Consider the following 19,130-nt stretch of genomic DNA (forward strand, 5'->3'; position numbering starts at 1 on the left):
GGTGTGGCTCCTGTCAGGCGTGCGCCGGCAACGGGCGAAGCTCAGCCCGTGCCTGCTGAATGACCGAGCGCGCGGCGGTCAGCGCCAGCACGCCCATGACTGAGGCGACCGCGAGGTCCGGCCAGCCGCTTCCGGTACCGAAGACGCCCAGCGCGGCAGCCATCACCGCCACGTTGCCGATCGCGTCGTTGCGGCTGCACAGCCACACCGAGCGCATGTTGGCGTCGCCCTCGCGCCAGGCGTAGAGCATCGCGGCGACCGACACGTTGGCCAGTAGCGCCAGGGCGCCGATGGCGCCCATCGTCATCGGTTCGGGCACGGTGCCGGAAGCGGCCGACCAGGCGGCGCGTCCGAGGACGAAGATGCCGAAGGCGCCCATGCTCAGGCCCTTGAAGAGGGCAGCCCGCGCGCGCCACGTCAGCGCCATGCCCAGCACGAGCAGCGAGATGCCGTAGTTGGCCGCATCGCCGAAGAAGTCCACGGCGTCGGCCAACAGCGACACCGATCCCGAGCTCAGGCCGCCGGCCAGTTCGACCCCGAACATGGCCAGGTTGATGATCAGCGCCGCCCACAGCACGCGCCGGTAGCGCGGGCTCTGGCTGGCCGCAGGAGTGGCGCAGCCGTGGCTGCCGCAGGAGTCGCTCATGAGTGGCTTTCGGGTGTCGATGCCGGCATTTGAAACCCTGTAGCGGCTCCAGAGTCAAGCGACTATGCTGCAGAGTGTTAGGCGCCCCTTCATGCACGCCGAGAGCCTCGATCCATGTTCGACTTCCTTCGCGTCACAGGACTGTTCTTCGTCACCGCTGTTGCCGAGATCGTCGGGTGCTACCTGCCGTGGCTCGTGCTCACGCAAGGTCGGCCGGTCTGGTGGCTGCTGCCGGCGGCCGTATCGCTGGCGGCGTTCGCTTGGTTGTTGACTCTGCATCCCAGCGCGGCAGGTCGTACCTACGCGGCCTACGGCGGTGTGTATGTCGTCGTCGCCCTGATCTGGCTGTGGCGCGTCGACGGTGTGGTCCCGACGCGATGGGACCTTTTCGGTGGAGGCATCTGCCTTGTCGGCATGGCGATCATTGCCCTGCAGCCCAGGGCGGCAAGTTGAGGAAGGGACTCGGGCATGAAGATCGGTGAACTGGCGCTGGCGGCGCAGACCCAGGTCGAGACCATCCGCTACTACGAACGTGAGGGCCTGTTGCCACTGGCGCCTCGCAGCGAGGGCAACTACCGCATCTATGGGCCTGAGCATGTCGAGCGGCTGGCCTTCGTGCGCCACTGCCGGTCGCTGGACATGACGCTGGACGAGATCCGTGTGCTGCTGCGTTTCAAGGACGAGCCGCAAGCCGAATGCGGCGAGGTCAACGCGCTGCTGGATGAGCATATCGGCCACGTCGCTACGCGCATTCGGGAGTTGCGCCAGTTGGAGAAGCAACTCAAGGCGCTACGCCAGCAATGCGCCGGTGTCCGCGATGCAGAGCACTGCGGCATCCTGAACAAGCTGGTCCAGGCGTCGTCAGCGACGAGCATCAGGTCGGCAAGCCCGCATGTGTCAGGGGCCCATGGCAACCGCGGGCGTCGCGCTAACAACTCGACGACTGAATGACCGCTCTCCTACAGCACCAACGACTCCTGAGGGTCGAGAGGACCAGTTCGCGGCCAGCGGGACCGGTCATTGACCGTACATTGCCGCCGCGTGGCTAACGCTGCTGCGAGCTCCGCGGCCACCGAAGGCCCGGTTTCGAAGTTGACCTGACAGCCGCCCGGAAGGCCGGGCAAGGTCAGGTATCGGTGTCCGCCGACATTCGCCGGCCGAATCCGAACGGCTGCACCCAGTCTGAACCAGTCTTGTCCAGTCCAGGGGACCGAAAAGTGCGGGCCGAGCAGCAAAGCTGCTGGCCCACCCAAACCGGCTTCTGCCAGAGCCCTTCTACCCAACCGCCATCAACCCCGTGGCGGGTTGCTTTGGGACACTTCGCACCCCGTCTCCAGGCCAACCAGAGGCCTTCAGAGCCTGAGCGATCCGCCTCCCGATCGCCTTGACCGGTCTCACGTCCACCGACTGGCCACACACCTGGTGCGCCGTCGTCTCCGGCACGCCGTCCACCAGTTCGGGGCTGATCCCCTTGATCCTGGCGTGCTCCGCGGCCGTAAGCAGCCTCGACCTCTCAGGGTCGGTGGGATGCAGTAGCCGCGGGTCGGTGGACCCGCCCTTGTGATACCCCTTGCGCAACACTGGCACCAGCGTGGATGCCGGCGTCAGTAGCTGCATGCTGAAGTGCTTGCCGTTTTCGGCATCGCGCTCCTGCTTGTCCTTCAGGTAGTCCACGCGGCGGTACCGCTCGTCGTCGGGGTCCATCGGTTCCAGAAGATCGCCCAGGCAATGCCTGGCGGTGTCCTCTGGCTCCATGTCCTTCAAGTCCAGCTGCAGCTCTGGTGGGTAAGCCACCAGGAACCAACGAACCCTGGCCTCCAGGCTTCCGAAGTCCATGGCGTTGAGCACCGTCTCGGCGACCGCGTACCCCGCGTCACGCAGCCAAGCCCGAAGGATGGAAGCGCTGGCAGTGTTGCGGTACGTCTCGACGTTCTCCACCACGAGGATGGCCGGCTGCAGCGCAGCGATCACCTGCAGGGCGGCCCCGATCAGATGGCCCACGTGCGGATGGTCTTCCATCCGCGTGAGCCCCCGTTTGGCTGCCCCCGCGCGGGATGCACCCGAGCAGGGGATTCCTGCCTCAAGGATTTCCACTGTTTGGGTGCGCTTGAGCAGCCACTCGTCTTGCGCGAGCTCCTGCATCGGCATGGCGGCCGTCGTGGTGGTTGTGGCCACCACCGGGTTCGACTGCCTGCCGATGTCCAGGTACTCCTCGCAGATCTCGTTGGCCAAGGCCAACTCGGATGACACGCCGCCGGCGGCTAGGCCTGCGTGGATTGCTCCCGAAGCGATGCCGGCACCAAAGGCGATGCCGGCCGTTCGCAAGGGCTGGCCAAGTGCGAGCTTTGCTGCCAGCCTGGCGGACCTGGCCAGCGCCTTGCGCACGCTGGCGGGCATCAGGACATGAACGGCGCCGGGCTCGATCACCACCCGCACCAGGCCGGCTGCCGCGAACGGCTGCAGATCCTGCTGGCTGTTGATGTCGATCACGGGCACCTCCTGCCTGCCGCGCTGCTTGCGAGAAACCTTGCGCTTTCCGGCGTTGGCCACGCGGATAGTGAGTCGGGCCTCGTCGGCGGCGCCGGAGCTGATGTCTATGGACACGCCAGGCGTGAAGCCGGCCGTAGCCAGGGCGGTGGTGTCGAGGTACAGGCGCGGTGCGCCGCGGTGTTCGCCAAGATGGCGGAGTAGGACGTGCATTGCAGGGGACTCCTTGCTGATGCCCCCCGTCGGGGCCTCCCCCAAGCGGGGCGGCCCGCTCGGGGGAGGTTGTGGATGAAGAAGCTCAGGCGCTCTTGAAGGGGAGCGGATCGATCAAGACGCTCACGTCCAGTCCGATGACGTGGACGAACTTGTGCTCTGTCAGGGTGAGAGCGAAGTGCTCCAGGTCGACGTGGTGGCCTTCTTCGACCCACGCACGTGCCTTTTCCAAGGCCGCCTCATGCGCGTCGTCCAGGTCCAGGTAAGCGCCAACGGTCCACGGGCCTGTAGGTCCGTCGCCGTGCAGCAGCCAGCCGTCCACGCTGTCGTCGATCTCAACTGCGTCGGCATCGTCAGTGCGTTCGCGCAGAGCCTTGACGCAAAGGTCCAGCTCGCGCACGGCCGCGGCCAGATCGCCGCGCTCCCACCGTTCAACAACGGTCTCGGCCGCATCGAGCAGCTCGTCGGTGCGCTGTACCAGGTCGGCCAGGGCTGCGGCCGCGGCCTCGCCTTGGCTGTCGCAGGGTTGCAGCTTCGGCTCGTATTCGCCAAGCTCCCAGGTCCAGCCATCGGACGGATCGCCGAAGACCCTGTAGCCCAGCGTTGCGAGATGTTCTTCCACGGCCTGGCAGAGCTCGTGGCCGGTCATGAATGACATGTTGGTTCCTTCGTCAAAAGAGGCGGGCCCCACATGGGGGCCCGCAAGGTGGTGAAGACAAGCCGGTCAGCGCCGGCATGGATGGCTTAAGAGGGCGGCAGACCCCAGACCTGACCGAGGCGGCCCGGCTGGATGCTTCCGTCGAAGAGGAACGGGTCCACAGCACGGAAGAACGCACCCCAATCAGGCTCAGCCTGGATCGGCGGGTAGACGTGAACCAGCTCCTCGCCGAAGCGCTTCTCTGGAACAGTGGTCATGCCGAAGTGCGCGGCACGGCTGATCAGAGGGTGAGCACGAGCACACCACCGGGGTGCAGGAGGCTGAAGGTGCGACGGCAGAAGACCTTCTCGTGCCGCTCGCGGCCTTGCTTGCGATCGCCGGTGTCGGCCTTGTCGCCGACCAGGTCGCCATAGGGTGGGTTCAGGAACAGCAGGCCCATACTGCGGTCGGTGATGCGCACGTCGTGCACATCGGCGTGGGCCACGGTGCCGAGCACGGTCTTGGCGTGCCAGGCGCGCTCTTCGTCGACGTCGACGCCGAAGCTGCTGACCTCTGCGCCGCACGACTGCAGGTGCTCGCACACGTGCAGCAGCGCTGCGCCTTCGCCGCAGCAGGGGTCCGCTACGCGTACCGCGCTGCCGCCGATGTCGAGTGCCGAGCAGATGCGATCCAGCGTGGGCACGTCGGTGGGGAAGTAACCGTTCTTGATGAAGTTCTGCGCGATGCGCGGAAAGATCAGGGCCATGGGGATGGACTCCAGGAAGGCTTCGCGTTGAAGCCCGAGGTGATGAGAGGGGAGAGGGGCCCACCAGAACGGTGGGCCTCAGGTTGCAATGACGCGCCGGCAGCGCAGTCAGGCTGCGCGTTGCAGCGTGCGCGGCAGAGGCTGCCAGCCGGCGGCGTACAGCTCGGCGAGCAGGCTGCCAGGCAGGTGACTGGCCGTGGCCGGGTCGTGGATGGCGTCGCTGATGGCGACCACCAAGGGGCGCACGTGGTGCGCGTGCTGGGCGAGCACTCGGTCGAGCTGCTCGGCCTCATCGTCGGTGGCGGTGCTCAGCCAGTCGAGGTAGGCCTTCCAGAAGACCTTGCGGTCACTGCTCGGCTTCAGGACGGCTGCAGGCGGAACCTGTAGCGCTGCGATGGCGACCGTAGGGACGATGCTCGCGGCAACCAGGCTCAGGTGATGTGGCTTCATGCGTGGACTCCTTGAGAGAAGGGCACAGCGAAGCCACGGCCGCAGCGGCTTGTGGTTCCGCTGCGGGGTTGAGAAGAGGGGCGATCAGATGGGGGGGGGGCTGAGCCTGGGATGCACGAGGCATCCCAGGGGATCGGCAGGACCGGTGCTTACCGGCTGGACCAGCGTGAGCCGGCGTCAGCGGAAGTACCAGAGCAGCCCGAAGGCCACTGCGATGAGCACGGTGGGCTCGGACTTGGCGGTGCTGTACACGGCGCCGATGAAGGCCTTGGCGGACTTCAGGGCGCTGCGGGCACTGCGCGATTGCTCGCGTGCTTTTTCCATGGCCGCCTGCGCTTGCGCGTAGGCGATGGCCTGGCGCTTGAGCGTGAGCTTGGCGCGCACGTACAAGCCGTGGAAGTCGTTCTCTTGACTTTCCAGCATGCGGGGGTTCGCGTCGAAGTGATCGACGATGGTCTTCGCGGTGGCGAAGTCGTCGATGTTCAGCGCGAAGTACTCCCAGACTTCGACGGTCTCGCCCGAGTTGCCGATGGCAACGGACTGACCAGAGGCTTCGATGTCGGCAGCCTGACCAGCAGGAATGACGTTGGCGTTCATGGGATGTGTCCTCGTTGAGAAAACGGGGACGCACCATCCCCAGCGGGGATGTGTGACATCCCCATAGGGTTGATGAAGGAAAGAACTCCAGTGGGTCCGGATCAAGCGATCCAGCCCCACCACCGCTGTTGCAGGAGCCTGGCGGTGTTGGGCGTGCCGTGCGTGGCACATACGGACCGAAGCTGTCGGTCGGGCAGTAGGAACGGCGGTTCGCTCAGTCGCAGCTCAGAAGCTGCGGGCGCTGCAACTGGTGTGTCGCGGCGCAGGCTTGGGGCGAGTTCTGCAAGCGCTCGGGCACCGGGGCCGGTGCGAAGCGCTTGGAGAACCCGTCAGGACCTGGCGTGGCCAGGTCCTGCACAGGGCGGGGCTTGCATGGCCGGGCGGTCACCCGCCGGCCTGCGCGATCTGCAGGCGCACCTGCATGATTCGTTCGATGTCCCAGTCGGAGGCGCGACTCAGGCGCCGACCGACGAGGTGATACCAGCGCGCAAGTGCGAAGGGCACGCCTGCGGCGGCCATGCGCTCGGGAGAGGCATCGTCTTGGGTATGGGGGGGGTGCTGCGTGGCAGCCATGGCTTGCTCCTGACTGGACGGGCGATATTGCCCCCACAGCGCGCGCAACGATCAACGCGCTCTGGGGGCAATGCCACTCGGACCAGGAGAACCACACTCCACAGCGCCGGACCGGAAGTCCGTGCTGCACCGATTCACAGGAGCCTGTCGGTGTCAGGGCGTGCCGTGCGTGGCACTGACGGGCCGAAGCTGACGGCCGGGCAGAAAACGACTCAATTCTGAGCTGCGCCGTTCACACGCGCAAGGGGTCGACCACGCCGGCATGAAGCATGCAAGGGGTTCCCTGCGCGGGCGGCACGGACGGGGCCGGGCGCCAGCCGCGGTGAGCCACTATGCAAGTTGCCAGTGGCATGGGGGCAGCGCCTTTGCTCGAATACGCCCATCGATCAACAACTTGCTCAGGTGTCCACATGCTTGAATTTCTGCTGAGTGTTTTCGGAAGAATCCCCAACGGCGGCGGTTGGAGCTCAGCCGGTTGATTCCACTGCCTCAGTGAATCCTCACTGAGAACCCGCCCAGTCAGGTTGTCAAGAAACTAGCCTCAACAGCGAGTATTTCGCTGTTGAGGCTAATTGCACTTACCAATCGATATTTGGCGTAGGTGATTCAGCAGAGGGTTTGACAGACGGGCAGTCGCTTCAAAGCAGACCAAGTTGGATTGCCTTGGCCACTGCCGCGTGTTTGCCTGACACGCCCAACTTCTTCGACGCGGATTGAAGATGGAAATTGATGGTGCCTCGGTTCAGGCCAAGGATGTTGCCGATCACCTCTGCCGACTTGCCCCCTGAGGTCCACCTCAGGATTTCCAACTCGCGAGCCGTGAGGACCGGAAGCTCGACCTCCGGCGCAGCCAGCGGCGTCAGCAGGCGAACCGCCGTCTCTTGCGCAAAGGCGCCCAGAAGCTGCAGGTCTGCCATGAGGCCGATCAGCTCACGATCGTCATCGGGGAGCGCCTCGTCTCGGTCGAAGCCGAGCAGAAAGTGGCGTCCGTTGCTCATGTGCATGGCCATGGCCACGCCGGTCTTGTAGCCGTACTGCGCCTGGTGCTCCCACAGGTGGCCTGCGCCGTCCTTGACGTACAGCGACTGGTCGTAGGTGAAGGGGTGCGCCAGGTGCTTCAGGCGCGTCAGCACAGGTGATTTGCGCGACAGCTCTGGGTCGTTGTAGCTCGCCTTGTAGGCATCGGGCACATTGCCGATGCTGATGAACTGAGCAGGAGCAGCGGGCCGGTCGAGCACCAGGATCGCCGAAACAAGCGGGAAACCCTTGCGAGCTGCGAAGTCCACCAGACGCTTCTCGAAGGTCAACTTGTCGCTCGATGTGACGACATCCAGGTAGGCCTGCTGACTGTTCACCTGCCTCGCCTCCTCGCTTGGCTTTGCACAGCGCTATTCAACTTGCAAGTTGCCCTTAAGGGGCTGCGGTGCAATCGTGAGGCCCTGTCTTTCCAACAAGGGAGTAACGCTATGAGCTTGCAGCCGTGGAGTGCTGTCGATGAGCGGGCCATTGAGTGGTGCGTGCCGCAGGACGAATCTGGAATGCCGGACTTGGGCCACTTCAGCACCACCGTCGTTCGGTTGGGCAACGCAGGTTGCGCCAGCGGAATCGCGTACTGGGCCAACGTGTTCAAGGGCCAAACCTTATACATCGCATTTGACTGGGTCGAGGTTCGCCAGGGCGTCCCGATTCTGACAGACCCCAATGCAATCGTGACGAACCTGAAGCTGGTTGATGAGGCTGGAGTCGAGATTTCGGAACTGGCACACGTCGCCCAAATCACTCGGATGGTTCACGACCTGAACTGGCAGCAATATGCTGCCGAAGCGGCCAAGCAGTATCGGCTTGATACCGTGGCCTGCAGGCTGACGTTGACGCGGCAAGCTGCCCCCCCGTACGGGCATGAGCGGGAACGCCAGGCCCGGGAATTGCGAAAGGCTGCCTGAGCCTGCGTAGCACTGAGATGACAAGAAGAAAAGCGCCATGACGGCCTGTCTCTCGGACGGGGCGTCATGGCGTTGTGGCTCCTTGTGGCCATCGGCGCGTAGGCGCCTGGCGAAGGTCAGCCTGACGCTGCGAGCGTTCGCCGCAAGCGTTCGGCCGCGCGAGGGTGTGCCTTGAGCGCTGCGCGCAATTGCTCATCGTCGTAGCCTTCGATCTGCGACAAGGCGGCCGATGCGTTCATGAGGTCGAGCAGCTCGTAGCTCTTGAACATCCGCTCCAAGCGGTCGCCGCCGCCCTCGAAGTAGTGGTGGATCTCCAACTCGGGAGCGTGGTCCATGGCCAGGACGTTGAGCGCGTCCTGGTGGAACTGGCCACCGAGCAGGCGCAGCTCGGTGAGGTCCATCCGGAATCGCCCCCCGTTGTAGATCGAAGCCAGGAAGGCTGCGATCACGCGGCTGCTGCCGGTGCGGTTCTTCTCGGCGAAGTCGAACAGTCGCTTGAGGGATGCCACGCCTTGCTCCTGCTTTGAAGCGCGAGCGCGCTGCGCATCCGCTGCGGCCGCGTCCCAGCGCGTGTCGCCGGCCTTGAACTCTTCGATCATGGCGTTGAAGGCGTTGAGCCTGTCACCAGGGAACTCCACCGTCGCTGAGACAGTGGTTGCGGTCTTGATGGGAAGTCGGTCCATGGGAGTAACTCCTTAAGTGTGTGGCGCACGCCGTGCGGCGGGCGCTGCATATGAGAAGGGGAAGACCGGCCGGCAGCCGCCGGCACGGTCCTCAGCTCGTCAAGTCATCAGGGCGCCAGCGCGCTGAGCCAGTCCTTGAGGGCCAGAGCCCTGTCCGACTGCCTCGATCGCTGACCCAGGGTCTGCACTCGTTCAGCGAAGCGCTCGGGATCAGTGGCCACGGCTTTAGCCAGGCGCTTGGCCGCAGCCGTGGTGAGCTGACGCGGATCACGCAGCAGGGCAACGGCTTCTTTGGGCAGTTGGGCCAGGCCGCAGGCGTTGGCCACGTCAAACAGGTCTCGACCCAGGCGTTCCGCCAGGCGGCGCCGCGATGGGTACAGGCCAGCCTGCAGCGCGGCCTCGTACAGGCAGCCTCGCTCGTACAGGGATGCCCGCTCAATGCCGTTGGAGGCATCGAGCTCCTCCAACGCGCGAAGCGCGTCCACAGGCTCGATGGCTGTGAGCACGGGCAAGCCAAGCTCCAGACAGGCCTGCAGGCGCAAGGAGCCAAACACGAGCTCAAAGCGCCCTGGCAGGCCGGGCCGAACCTTGATCGGCTGCACGTTCCCGCCCGTTGTGGTGATGGAGGCCTTCAGCGCAGCGAAGGCCTGGTCAGTGGTGGACTGTGGCGCGCGGAAGCGCAACCATGCCGGCGTGTGAATCACCAGCGGGTCCAGCCTGGCCAGCGAGGCCGCGGAGGCTGCGAAGTCTGCTGCCTTGGCCATCGAGGCGAGGTGCGCCTTGGCCATGCGCGCACCCGTCGACGAACCATCTTCGACTGCGGCCAGCAGTATCGGCAGCACTTCCTGCCAGCTCTCGGGGCCAGTGGGAACTGTCAGCACGTCAGGTGCAGCCACCGACGTGCTCTGTGGTGTGGATTCCATGAGGTGTCTTTCAGATGGAACGAAGGCGGGCGCCGCCTCGGTAGAGGGGCGCCCGCCGACGAATGGTGTGGACTGCGCAGCCAGGTCTCGACCCGGCTGCAGGTGCTTTCTCAGGGCTCGGAGCGCTGGGTCCACATGCCAGCGGCCAGGGCCAGGTCGGCAGCCTCCTGGCGGGGCCAGTACTGCACGGACTCGCGGCTGCAGGGACCGTCTTCGCTCGCAGTGCCGATGTAGAACCCGCGTGCCGACTGCAGGACAGTCAGTGGCAGGTGCTTGTTGCAGTAAGCCTTGGCCAGCAGCCCGAAGGGCCTGCCGTTCAGTGCGCTGGTGGCTGTGACAGTGGATGCTGTTGAGTTCATGGTGCTTTCCTTCGGTTGAGATGGGATGGAAGGGAAGCGCCCAGCGGGGCGAACTTCCCCGGTGGGTTGATGAAAACGAAGCAGCTCCCAGCCCCTTGTGGAGCCCCTGAACCCCTGCAGGAGCCAGTTCAGGTGAGGCGGCCATGCACGTGTGTGCACGGCCTAGGCGCACCTTGACGCGGTGCCTTCGGATCGACGCGAGGTCGATCAACGGGGAAATCGGTGTGCTCTGGTGAACCTGGTTGTTCAAGACCTCGAACGCGGCCGCGCTGGCCAGCGTGGATGGGCTGAGGGCTTGAAGAACCCGGCCCGGATGGACCGTGTTCAGGATCGACAGCGTCTGCGCTACCGGGCGTATGAAACCCATGCCTTGGCTTCTGACCGGCGTGTCCTCTTCTTGCAGACTGACGGACACCACTACGACGCTCTTGACCGCTTCACCGCGAAACGGCACCACACATGGGGCTGTGGCCTCCCTGAAGAGACGATTCCGCGCGAGCGAGAGCTTTTTCCAGGAGAGCCGAGCTCCCCTCGAAAAAGCCCGCTGACGCGAGCTGTGAGCAGTGCAAGCACGCTGCCGGTGGGCGACGTGGCTTGCATGCATGGCCGATGTGCGCCGACCGTCAGGCCGGCACGGCTTCCTTGGCAGGTTGGGTGGACGTGGACCACGACTGCGACTTGGGGTCGAAGGCGTAGCCCAGGGTGCGAAGACGATCGCGCTGCTTGCGGAACATTTCGCGGTCGACCGAGGGGTCGAGCTTGATGAGTTCCTTGCGCTTGAGCAGCGCGTAGATCTCGTCACCGAACAGCTGCTCGTCGGCAGCGACGTCGCTCGCAGGCTTGGCAGCAGCGGGTGCGGCGGCCACAGGGTTGGCGTTGCCCTCGCGTGGGCTGCTGCGAGGCTGACGCGGCGTGGGCGCGGCCGACTCAGGGGAGGGTGCCATGCTTGCGGCCGAAGTCGCAGTCGAAGCCTGAGCATGTGCCTGCTGGTGGCTCTGCGATTCGATGGGATCGGGCTCGGGGGGCGAGCTCGGTGCCGGCGCGGTCTCGTCGGCCTCGTCGATCAGGATCTCTTCGAGCGTGGCGCGGTTCTTCACGAATACGCGGCCACGCCACGAGAAGCTGTCCGGCGCGATCCACTTGATGAGGAAATCGCCCGTGTACTTGCCCGGCTCGAACTCCTCGATGAGGGAATCCTTGACCTCGAACTCGCCGATCTCGGTGTTGAGGTCGCCGATGTTGAAGGCGCCCCGTGCGCTGTTCTTGCGCTGAATGGTGATGGTCCCGCGGACTCGGATAGACATGCCTGCTCCTTTGGTTGAGGCTGGTGGGGAAGAAAAGCCTCCAGGACATGCCCATCCCTGGCGGGATTGGGTAGTCCCGCAAGGCGTTGGGGTGAGAGGTGTGCAGCGACCAGCCAGCCTGAGAAGACAGGGGCCGGATCAGCAGGTGCTGAGCGAGCGGCTCAGCGAGGTGTGAGGACGATGGAGAGGAAGAGGGCGAGGCTGTGCCTCGCCGTTCCAGCAACAACGTCGTGAGCGGGGTTCAGCCGGTCACGTCTGGGCGGGTACTGTGGCACGCCAGAAGTTGTGGGGTTCGGGTGCACAGGGAGCTCCGCCGGTCATTCATGGCCCGCGAAGTCGGGCCGTGCATCGATCGCACTCCAGTGCCTTGCGACCCGGGGGTCGAAGACAGCACCGTCATTGCAGGAGCCGAACGGTGTCAGGGATCACGTTTTAGGAACATGCAAACCGGGCGCGGCTTGAGTTACCGGGAAGCCGCCAACACGGGAACGAACTTGGGCACTTGGCTTTCTTCATCGGCCTGTTGTGCTGGCCGCTGAAGAAAGCCCCCTCATGGAGGGCTTGGGGCGTGAAGGTGCGGGGCGATCACTCGCTCCGGGATCTGCGCTCCTTCTCGGCGTGCTTGCGATCCGTCCAGTGGACGAACCAGGCAGAGCCGAGGGACAGGGCAATCAGTACCCATCCGATCAAGACGGAAGCAATCTGCTGCTCAGTCGACATCCTTGACCTCCTTTGGCTGCGGTGCCTCTTGGCTCCGAAGCACCCACAAGGCTCCTGCTTCGATGACCGCGAACGCGACGAGCGCGTGCACGAACATCAACCAGTCACCTTTGGTGTAGGAAGTGTAGCCAACCACCGCGAAGTACGCGATGGCGGCCTTGTCGATCACCGAAGTCAGATGCTTGCGCTGGTCGTAGTTCAGCCGCATTGCGTTCAGGCGTGAGCCGGGACGCGCTGTGGGCTGCTGTCATCACCGCACGCACTGCCGGGGCTGCCTTCGTCGTCGTCACCTCGCGGTGCGTCGGACTCGGGAGCAGCGTTGCGCGGCACGAGCGGGATGTCGATCTTCTGGCCGTTGACCTTGGCGAAGGTCACCTGCAGAAGGCGCGCCTTGAGGCCTTGGCCTTGTTTCATTTCGCCGGATTCGCGATCGGGGTACTCGTAGAAGTCGGGCTTCGGGTCACCGGCGCGGAAGCCGACGATGACCTTGTGCTTGGCGTCGACGTCGTCCTTGAGCTGGTCGATCGCCAGCTTGGCGATCTGGCCCACGACGATGCAGTCGATGCTGACGTACTCGACCGAGTCCGCCCTGCCCATCATGGCGTTGATGGTGCAGGCCAGGTACTTCGGACCCTTCTTCGGCGTGACGAGACGGACGCGGTTCAGATAGCCGACGCCTTCGATGATGAGGTCGAAGGACTGGGCTTGTTGCGATTGAGCTTGGTTCATGGTGAATCTCCGTTGAAGAAAAAACGGGGACGCACCATCCCCAGCGGGGATGTGTGACATCCCAATGGGGTTGATGAAGAGAGAAGAACTCCAGTGGGTCTGGATCAAGCGATCCAGCCCCACCACCGCTGTTACAGGAGCCTGGCGGTGTTGGGCGTGCCGTGCGTGGCACATACGGACCGAAGCTGTCGGTCGAGCAGTGTCTGGGATTCTGCGCGCGGCAGGCGAGGCCTGCAAGGGCGACATTGACATGCACAGGAAGCGAGCTGCTGCGCGACTGCGCATGGTCGGAAAGGTGCTGTTCACCCCTCGGAGCACTGCTATAGCTCTGGTAACGGCAGCTCAGGCCACAGCCGGGCCCAGTGGCCCTTGTGCAGCGGTTGCAGCCGGTGGCCGCCGGCGGGCGTACTCACGCTGACCGACACCAAGCGGTCGCTGGGCCCGGCAACCGCCGGCGGCGTGAAGGTCAGCTGTACGGGGTACAGCGGCCGCAGGCCTCGCGCGAGCTGATCAGCTCCACGCCACTGACTGCTTCGGTGGGCCGCGACGGCTCACTGCCGACCCCGAGCAGCTGTTGAACTTTGTCGATGGACATCCGATGAGCGGTCGCTCAACCCTCGAGCCGCGCTGCCGCAGCGGATCTGCTTGACGGGTTAAGCCAGGCTCGGCGGCGCTCAAGCAGCGAGTTCATGTTCCCGACGGAAGTTTGCGAACCTCGACTGTTTCGCTCGCTTTAGCCCCAGCAAGGACAAGAGAATACGACCCTGTGCTCAGAAAGCCAGGCCGCTCAGTTGGAGTCAATCAAGCGCCGAAGGTAAGGCTGTGGAAATTCCGTCGCCCCGCGTTGGGGCACTTTAACGCCTTTCAGCGACGTGGCCACCAAGATCATGAAATCCATGCAATCATTTTCACCCAGCGTGTAGATACCTTTAAACGTGAGGCTCTCAAGGACGGGAATGTCGGTCAGCGGGAAGGCAAAGGACCATGCGCGGTCGAACGCCGACTTGTCCACCTGCGCGACGAGACACTTTTCCTTCACGCTGCTGTAGTTTTCTTCCTTGAGGTAGCCATCGGCGTCCACCCCCAACCAGCCTTTGTAGCTCAGCGCAGCCTTGGCTGCACCTGATGATGTGGTGAAGCCCAGTGACAAAATCCGAGGCCGCGCGTTTTGTTTCGGCCGGTGGGCATACGTGACAAACGCATGCCCTGGGATGTTGCCGCTGGGCGATGGCCGAGAGCACAACGAAATCTCATAGCCTCCCGCGGGGTCTGACATGGTGCGCAGATCCAGCACCTTGTGGGGCGCAGCCCACGCCATAGAAACCGCACAAATCCCCGCCATGCCAGCAGCCATTTGCCAGGCAAAGGGCCCAACCCATTGTTCGGACTCAAAATACATCCGTGGCACTCTCAGTTTCTGTCGCACGATATTCCTTTGCACGGAGGGAAGGTCCGTTCAGGTTTTTTCTTTTCCACTACTACGGTCGTCGGCACAATCACCTGTGCGGGCGCCGCAACTGTCGATCCTGCGAACCGCCGGGGTGGTGTGAACTGGGGCACCGCGCTACGAGCAACTTGCACCGCCTGATCCACCGTTTCGCACAGTGGGTGATCTGGGTCGATTGAGCAAGCTGCCGAGATCGTTCTTGCGAACCGCGTATTCAATACCCACTGTCGCACCCCCTCGGACATGGCCAGTTTCGCTTCAGCGGAAGCATTGGCCAAATCGGACTGGCATAGATCAGCTCGGTCTGAGAACAAGACGCAAACCGCCTTCGCGTCTGCTATGTCACCAGTTTCCACGCCGTTCGACTTGACGGTTTGCAAAGGCAACCGCGCCAGTTTTTCTAGATACAGCGTCGTGACCGCATGCCTGTCCATGGCTACAGTTTTTTGGTCAACCTCGCTTTTGGTCCCAGCTTCCCTTGAGGTGCCCGACAGAGCGGACACCAATCTTCCGACAAAGCCTTCTTTCTCAACCTTGCTCAGGGGCCGTTCACCGGTTGCTGGCTCCGCCTCGTTCACGCGCGTCAACAAAGCATCAGACCGAAGGCAGGTAGAGGCTTCGTGGTCCGTGGGAATGGACTCCATATTGCACACTACATTGGTACGGCACCAGGCCACCACTTTTCGTATGCACTGGGCGATTCCAGCGCTCAGCCGAGCCTCTGCCGCGAGCTCGGCCACCAAGCATACCTCGTCATTTTTGTCGCCGTCCGTTTGTGCCTTACACACATCGGACTGCTTGTCGATCTTCTGAAACGGGAACTGGTATCGCGGCCTATTGAACACCGTTTGGCGGTAGTTAGCGGCGAGGTCATCGAACTTTTCCGCCAGTTCCGCCATGTAGGTGATAAGCGGCGGTGAAGTACGCAGCGCTATCAGCTCTTCAGGGAAGTCAGGTAGCGATTCAAAAGGCATGAGGATCACGCCGACCGGCGCCGCGTTTTCAGCGTTGACCCCTGCGGCAAAGCCTTGCAAACCAGCGATCGCTTCGCTGTCTTTGACCGGAAGTTTCGGCGGGCCTCCCACCTGCGACAGGTGGATGGCGGACTCGTTTTTCGACAGCTTCTCAACCAGATCGCGGCCGACCGAAAGCGATGCCTTGAACCGACCCACGCCGCCAGAGGCGTTGGCGCTGATCTGCTTCTTCCGCTCTTCGTCACTCAACGCCAATGTAAACTGCAAATGGCTTTCTGCGCCGCGCTCAATAGCCACCACAAAAGAGTCGCCACAGGCGCTGAAGAACTCGGCCAATGCCTTACGCCGTTTTCGCAGGTCACCTGATCTGGCTGCTTCGGACAGCGTTTTCGCCCAATCAGGCCTGATTTCGATCCTGTTGTTGTCCGAGGGCATGAGGTAGGTGCCGAATTTCTTAAAGGACACCTGGGCCAACACGGTGCGGCTACTACGGTCCGCTTCGAAGCTCTCTGCGAACCCGGCGGAAGCGCGGGCTACGCCATAGCGAGCAGCAGCATTGATCCGCAAAGCCTTATAGATTTGATCGCGGCTGAAAACTTCTGTGAACTTATAGTTCAGGCTCGAGTGCTCCAGCTTGCCTTCGACCTTACTGCCAATCACACAGCGGCTTGCGGTAGGCACTCCCATCGTCCGGTACCACCCGCGCCCTAGCTCCACGCCTTCGGGCGGGAAGTTCTCAGAAAACGACGCATAAGGGTTGTATTGCGCATGCGCTGCGCTTGTCAGCAATGAGCACAAAGCCGCAGCGGTTGTGATGATGGTTCGCTTTGCCAGCCCAGCCAGAGTGCCCCGGCCCATGGCACAGGACGTACGGTCCAAAAACCTTTTAACTAGCATCTGGTCCTGCTCCCTCTTCCAAGTGTGGTGGTGACTGACCTTGCCCTGGAATCCGTATCCCATAGGGGGACCAGGCGCTGGCTTGCCGATGTTGGCCAGCAAGCCAGTCTTCTTCGAGTTGAATCGCGCCGGAATAGGCCAGCGTCGAGTGCATCCTAGTTCAGTTGTACCAGAGCACGCACTTGAACCGTTGCATGTGCAGCCGTCACACCAACTCGATGCCCATGGACTCGGGGTCAACCCTGACACCTGGACACAGCGAGCTACAAGCAAACCCTAAGGAGCAGGCGGAATCGCACAAGCCGGTGTCGCAGCCGTGAGTTCCAAGCCATCCACGCCAGGATCAGCCCCCCCCCCATGCGTCAGTGGAGCTTTTTCAGCGACCGTTTGAAACTCCCGTGCTGCAAGCCACCGCTCGTGCTCTGAGCCGTCGCTCGCGGACGGCGGCTGCTGGCCGAACCCGGCCGACCATGCAGGCCACCTGTCAACGGTCATCCGACTTGGCGGCGTTGCCCTGAGCGGCCGGTCTGCATGAACGTAGCCAGTGGCCGGGTTCGGCCACAAGGCGTCTTTCCCGGCCGGCTCGGAAATCTCGCCTCGGCGAAGCTCTGAAGGTCAGGTTTCCGGCGACGAGTCTGGACCGCTGGTTGGCTCAAGCCGGCCACAAGCTGCCGTTGGCGGAAGAGCGCTTACGACTGGGCCCCCGCAAGGCTGACAACTTGTACAGGTTTTTGGTGCATCGAAGCAGAGTTCTCGAATTGGCTCGGTATCCCAGCCTGACTGATAGGTTTACTAACCTGTATTGGCCCCAACGACATTCGGCGTACACCTCCCGATCGTGCGGCCTGCCGAACTGCGCTCGCACCGCTCGACTCACGCGGCGAGAAGATCGACGTGACGGTAGCGCCGCCAATGACTCTAAGTCGATACAGCCCGCGCTGACCCTGGCCAGCAAAGGCGGTGGCCCGGACCCCGGCCGCCAAGAACTTGCTCGTCCCAGGCCTCGGCCCTAGAGTGGCGGGGGGAGGCACCAATGACGGACGAGAATCAGCACAGGGTAGTCGCGGACAACTTCGCCCGGCGCTTCGCACCTCCGGAGCTCTATGACCCCAGGAAGCGTCGCGAGTGGAAGCTGGGGCGGACGGATGACGATCGCGGACCCTATGTCATTGAGCTGAACCTGCAGCACATCGAAGGCCTGCCGGGCGCGATTACCGCACTAGATGGTCTGCTGAACGAGCTCGACAGCAACGGCCGCGGGCCATCGAAGGCCGACTACATCTCGAAGACATACGCCCGTGTCCTGTTGACCCTGGCCGAGTGGCAGGAGCTGTTGGTGCAAGACGGGCGCCAGGCGGAGCAACTTGCCACTGAGTCGACAGAGAGGATGGTGGCTGAGGGTAGCCGCGCGGCCGGCGGACCTGGGCTGGATCCAATGCGCTATCGCGCGATCTACAAGCTCTGGCCCGACTTTCCCGTATACAGCCAGATCTACCGCTCGGTCGCCACCATCAAGTCGGATGCGGCCGTTAAGTCGTATGGCGCTGGCGGAGTGGGCATCGTGTGGGCGGTCATCGATTCCGGAATCGATCGTTCGCATCCACACTTTCATACGTCCGGGGGGCACACACTTGATTCGCCGGAGGTGCACGATCTGCATCGCTGTTTTGTCGACGGAACGGGCCGCGTCCCTGGTCTCGACATTCCGTTTCTGGCACCGGCGCCCCTCGACCCGGACGATCAGGAGGTGCTACCGCGTCCGCCCGCTAACGCATCGAAAGAGGAGCACCAGGCGTACAGCCGGAAACGGAGGGCGCTGATCGACGCACATCGGGAGCGGGCGCTGGTCGACGACTTTGGCCATGGCACGCATGTCGCCGGGATCATCGCAGGCGGGGCGAAGGATGGCACCCCGGTGCGACTGCTGGAGCTCGCCGAGCGTGTCGGTGCAGACGGCAATCTCGAGCGTCGGCAGTTTGAACTCAGTGAGACCATGCCCGCGCAGCGCGTCCGGGGAATGGCACCCGACTGCCGATTGATCAGCCTGCGGGTGCTCGATAGCAACGGCGAGGGCCGCTCCAGCGATGTGATCCGGGCACTTGCCTACGTACGCGAGCGGTTGAACGACAACCCGAAGCTCCTGCGCGTGCACGGCGTGAATCTGAGCGTCGGCTACGAGTTTGATGCCGAGATGTTCGCCTGTGGACAGAGCCCGATATGCGCGGAGGCCAACCGCCTGGTCCAGTCTGGTGTTGTTGTTGTAGCTGCGGCAGGGAACACGGGCTTCGGCACTGTAGCGGCCGCGGTGCGTCCGACCAAGGTTGGACTTTCTAACACAATCAACGATCCGGGCAACGCCGAACTGGCAATCACCGTCGGCGCCACCCACCGCGACTCGCCATACACCTTCGGCGTCTCCTATTTCTCGTCTAAAGGGCCTACGGGTGACGGGCGGCTAAAGCCGGATCTGGTGGCACCCGGCGAGCGCATCACGTCTTGCGGCGCAGGGCGCCGCCTGGCGAACGCCCGTCTCGGCGCCGGGTCTGGCGGGGCCGACGGGACGGCGTACTACATGGAAGACAGCGGCACGAGCATGGCGGCGCCACACGTTTCGGGCGCGGTTGCTGCCTTCCTGTCCATTCGCAGGGAGTTCATCGGCAAGCCGCTCGACGTGAAGCGTATCTTTCTGGCTACCGCGAGCCCGCTCGGCCGCGAACGCTATTTCGAGGGGCACGGACTCATCGACCTAATCCGTGCCATTCAATCGATCTAAAGCGGAGGA

General features: G+C 63.6%; 20 protein-coding genes. 4 read left to right on the plus strand and 16 right to left on the minus strand.

Features of this window, described 5'->3' with window-relative positions:
* Window positions 1–13: 13 nt before the first annotated feature.
* Entirely contained in the window at window positions 14–646 is a 633-nt protein-coding gene (locus tag EOE66_RS08975; protein WP_128228371.1) for a cation efflux transmembrane domain-containing protein, read from the minus strand.
* A gap of 114 nt (window positions 647–760) precedes the next feature.
* Between EOE66_RS08975 and EOE66_RS08980 the strand changes: the two genes are divergently transcribed.
* Complete coding sequence (locus tag EOE66_RS08980; RefSeq protein WP_128228372.1) at window positions 761–1,099, plus strand: YnfA family protein; 339 nt, start codon at window positions 761–763, stop codon at window positions 1,097–1,099.
* Window positions 1,100–1,114: 15 nt separating this feature from the next.
* Window positions 1,115–1,597, plus strand: coding sequence for a Cd(II)/Pb(II)-responsive transcriptional regulator (cadR, locus tag EOE66_RS08985; RefSeq protein ID WP_128228373.1), 483 nt, complete (start codon window positions 1,115–1,117; stop codon window positions 1,595–1,597).
* A gap of 324 nt (window positions 1,598–1,921) precedes the next feature.
* On the opposite strand, the gene EOE66_RS08990 is transcribed toward cadR, so the two are convergent.
* From EOE66_RS08990 to EOE66_RS09020, 7 genes are all read right to left on the minus strand, one after another.
* Window positions 1,922–3,346, minus strand: coding sequence for a DNA cytosine methyltransferase (locus EOE66_RS08990; RefSeq protein ID WP_128228374.1), 1,425 nt, complete (start codon window positions 3,344–3,346; stop codon window positions 1,922–1,924).
* 85 nt (window positions 3,347–3,431) lie between these two features.
* Complete coding sequence (locus tag EOE66_RS08995) at window positions 3,432–4,004, minus strand: hypothetical protein (protein ID WP_128228375.1); 573 nt, start codon at window positions 4,002–4,004, stop codon at window positions 3,432–3,434.
* Between the two features lie 280 nt (window positions 4,005–4,284).
* Window positions 4,285–4,749, minus strand: coding sequence for a DUF6094 domain-containing protein (locus EOE66_RS09000; RefSeq protein ID WP_128228376.1), 465 nt, complete (start codon window positions 4,747–4,749; stop codon window positions 4,285–4,287).
* A gap of 108 nt (window positions 4,750–4,857) precedes the next feature.
* Complete coding sequence (locus EOE66_RS09005) at window positions 4,858–5,199, minus strand: hypothetical protein (protein WP_128228377.1); 342 nt, start codon at window positions 5,197–5,199, stop codon at window positions 4,858–4,860.
* 177 nt (window positions 5,200–5,376) lie between these two features.
* Window positions 5,377–5,796, minus strand: a complete 420-nt coding sequence (locus EOE66_RS09010; RefSeq protein WP_128228378.1) for a hypothetical protein — start codon at window positions 5,794–5,796, stop codon at window positions 5,377–5,379.
* A gap of 384 nt (window positions 5,797–6,180) precedes the next feature.
* Window positions 6,181–6,369, minus strand: coding sequence for a hypothetical protein (locus EOE66_RS09015; RefSeq protein ID WP_128228379.1), 189 nt, complete (start codon window positions 6,367–6,369; stop codon window positions 6,181–6,183).
* A 638-nt stretch (window positions 6,370–7,007) separates the two neighbouring features.
* The gene (locus EOE66_RS09020) at window positions 7,008–7,724 is read right to left on the minus strand and encodes a helix-turn-helix transcriptional regulator (RefSeq protein ID WP_128228380.1); all 717 of its coding nucleotides are present in this window, start codon (window positions 7,722–7,724) and stop codon (window positions 7,008–7,010) included.
* A gap of 111 nt (window positions 7,725–7,835) precedes the next feature.
* Between EOE66_RS09020 and EOE66_RS09025 the strand changes: the two genes are divergently transcribed.
* Window positions 7,836–8,312, plus strand: coding sequence for a DUF4902 domain-containing protein (locus EOE66_RS09025; RefSeq protein WP_128228381.1), 477 nt, complete (start codon window positions 7,836–7,838; stop codon window positions 8,310–8,312).
* 116 nt (window positions 8,313–8,428) lie between these two features.
* Here the strand turns inward: EOE66_RS09025 and EOE66_RS21945 are convergent, their stop codons facing one another.
* The 8 genes from EOE66_RS21945 to EOE66_RS09065 all read right to left on the minus strand — a co-directional run bounded on the left by EOE66_RS21945 (window position 8,429) and on the right by EOE66_RS09065 (window position 16,450).
* Window positions 8,429–8,995 carry a DUF7673 family protein gene (locus tag EOE66_RS21945; RefSeq protein ID WP_205702670.1) on the minus strand — a complete coding sequence of 189 codons (567 nt, stop codon included), beginning with the start codon at window positions 8,993–8,995 and terminating at the stop codon, window positions 8,429–8,431.
* Between the two features lie 107 nt (window positions 8,996–9,102).
* Window positions 9,103–9,918, minus strand: a complete 816-nt coding sequence (locus EOE66_RS09035) for a ParB/RepB/Spo0J family partition protein (RefSeq protein ID WP_245478973.1) — start codon at window positions 9,916–9,918, stop codon at window positions 9,103–9,105.
* A 110-nt stretch (window positions 9,919–10,028) separates the two neighbouring features.
* Entirely contained in the window at window positions 10,029–10,277 is a 249-nt protein-coding gene (locus tag EOE66_RS09040) for a hypothetical protein (RefSeq protein ID WP_128228382.1), read from the minus strand.
* Between the two features lie 623 nt (window positions 10,278–10,900).
* Entirely contained in the window at window positions 10,901–11,581 is a 681-nt protein-coding gene (locus EOE66_RS09045) for a DUF3275 family protein (RefSeq protein WP_128228383.1), read from the minus strand.
* A gap of 709 nt (window positions 11,582–12,290) precedes the next feature.
* Window positions 12,291–12,509 carry a hypothetical protein gene (locus tag EOE66_RS09050; protein ID WP_128228384.1) on the minus strand — a complete coding sequence of 73 codons (219 nt, stop codon included), beginning with the start codon at window positions 12,507–12,509 and terminating at the stop codon, window positions 12,291–12,293.
* A gap of 5 nt (window positions 12,510–12,514) precedes the next feature.
* On the minus strand, window positions 12,515–13,030 hold the full coding sequence (locus EOE66_RS21745) for a DUF3577 domain-containing protein (protein WP_164885050.1): 516 nt from the start codon (window positions 13,028–13,030) through the stop codon (window positions 12,515–12,517).
* 787 nt (window positions 13,031–13,817) lie between these two features.
* The gene (locus EOE66_RS09060) at window positions 13,818–14,429 is read right to left on the minus strand and encodes a hypothetical protein (RefSeq protein ID WP_128228386.1); all 612 of its coding nucleotides are present in this window, start codon (window positions 14,427–14,429) and stop codon (window positions 13,818–13,820) included.
* Between the two features lie 11 nt (window positions 14,430–14,440).
* A complete protein-coding gene (locus EOE66_RS09065) occupies window positions 14,441–16,450 on the minus strand; it encodes a hypothetical protein (protein ID WP_128228387.1) in 2,010 nt (669 codons plus the stop codon).
* A gap of 931 nt (window positions 16,451–17,381) precedes the next feature.
* On the opposite strand from EOE66_RS09065, the gene EOE66_RS09070 reads away from it, so the two are divergent.
* Window positions 17,382–19,121 (plus strand): S8 family peptidase, encoded by a 1,740-nt coding sequence (locus EOE66_RS09070; protein ID WP_164885051.1) that lies wholly within the window; start codon window positions 17,382–17,384, stop codon window positions 19,119–19,121.
* Window positions 19,122–19,130 lie beyond the last annotated feature (9 nt).

Source organism: Rubrivivax rivuli (assembly GCF_004016505.1).
In the GTDB taxonomy this organism is placed as follows: Bacteria; Pseudomonadota; Gammaproteobacteria; order Burkholderiales; family Burkholderiaceae_C; genus Rubrivivax; species Rubrivivax rivuli.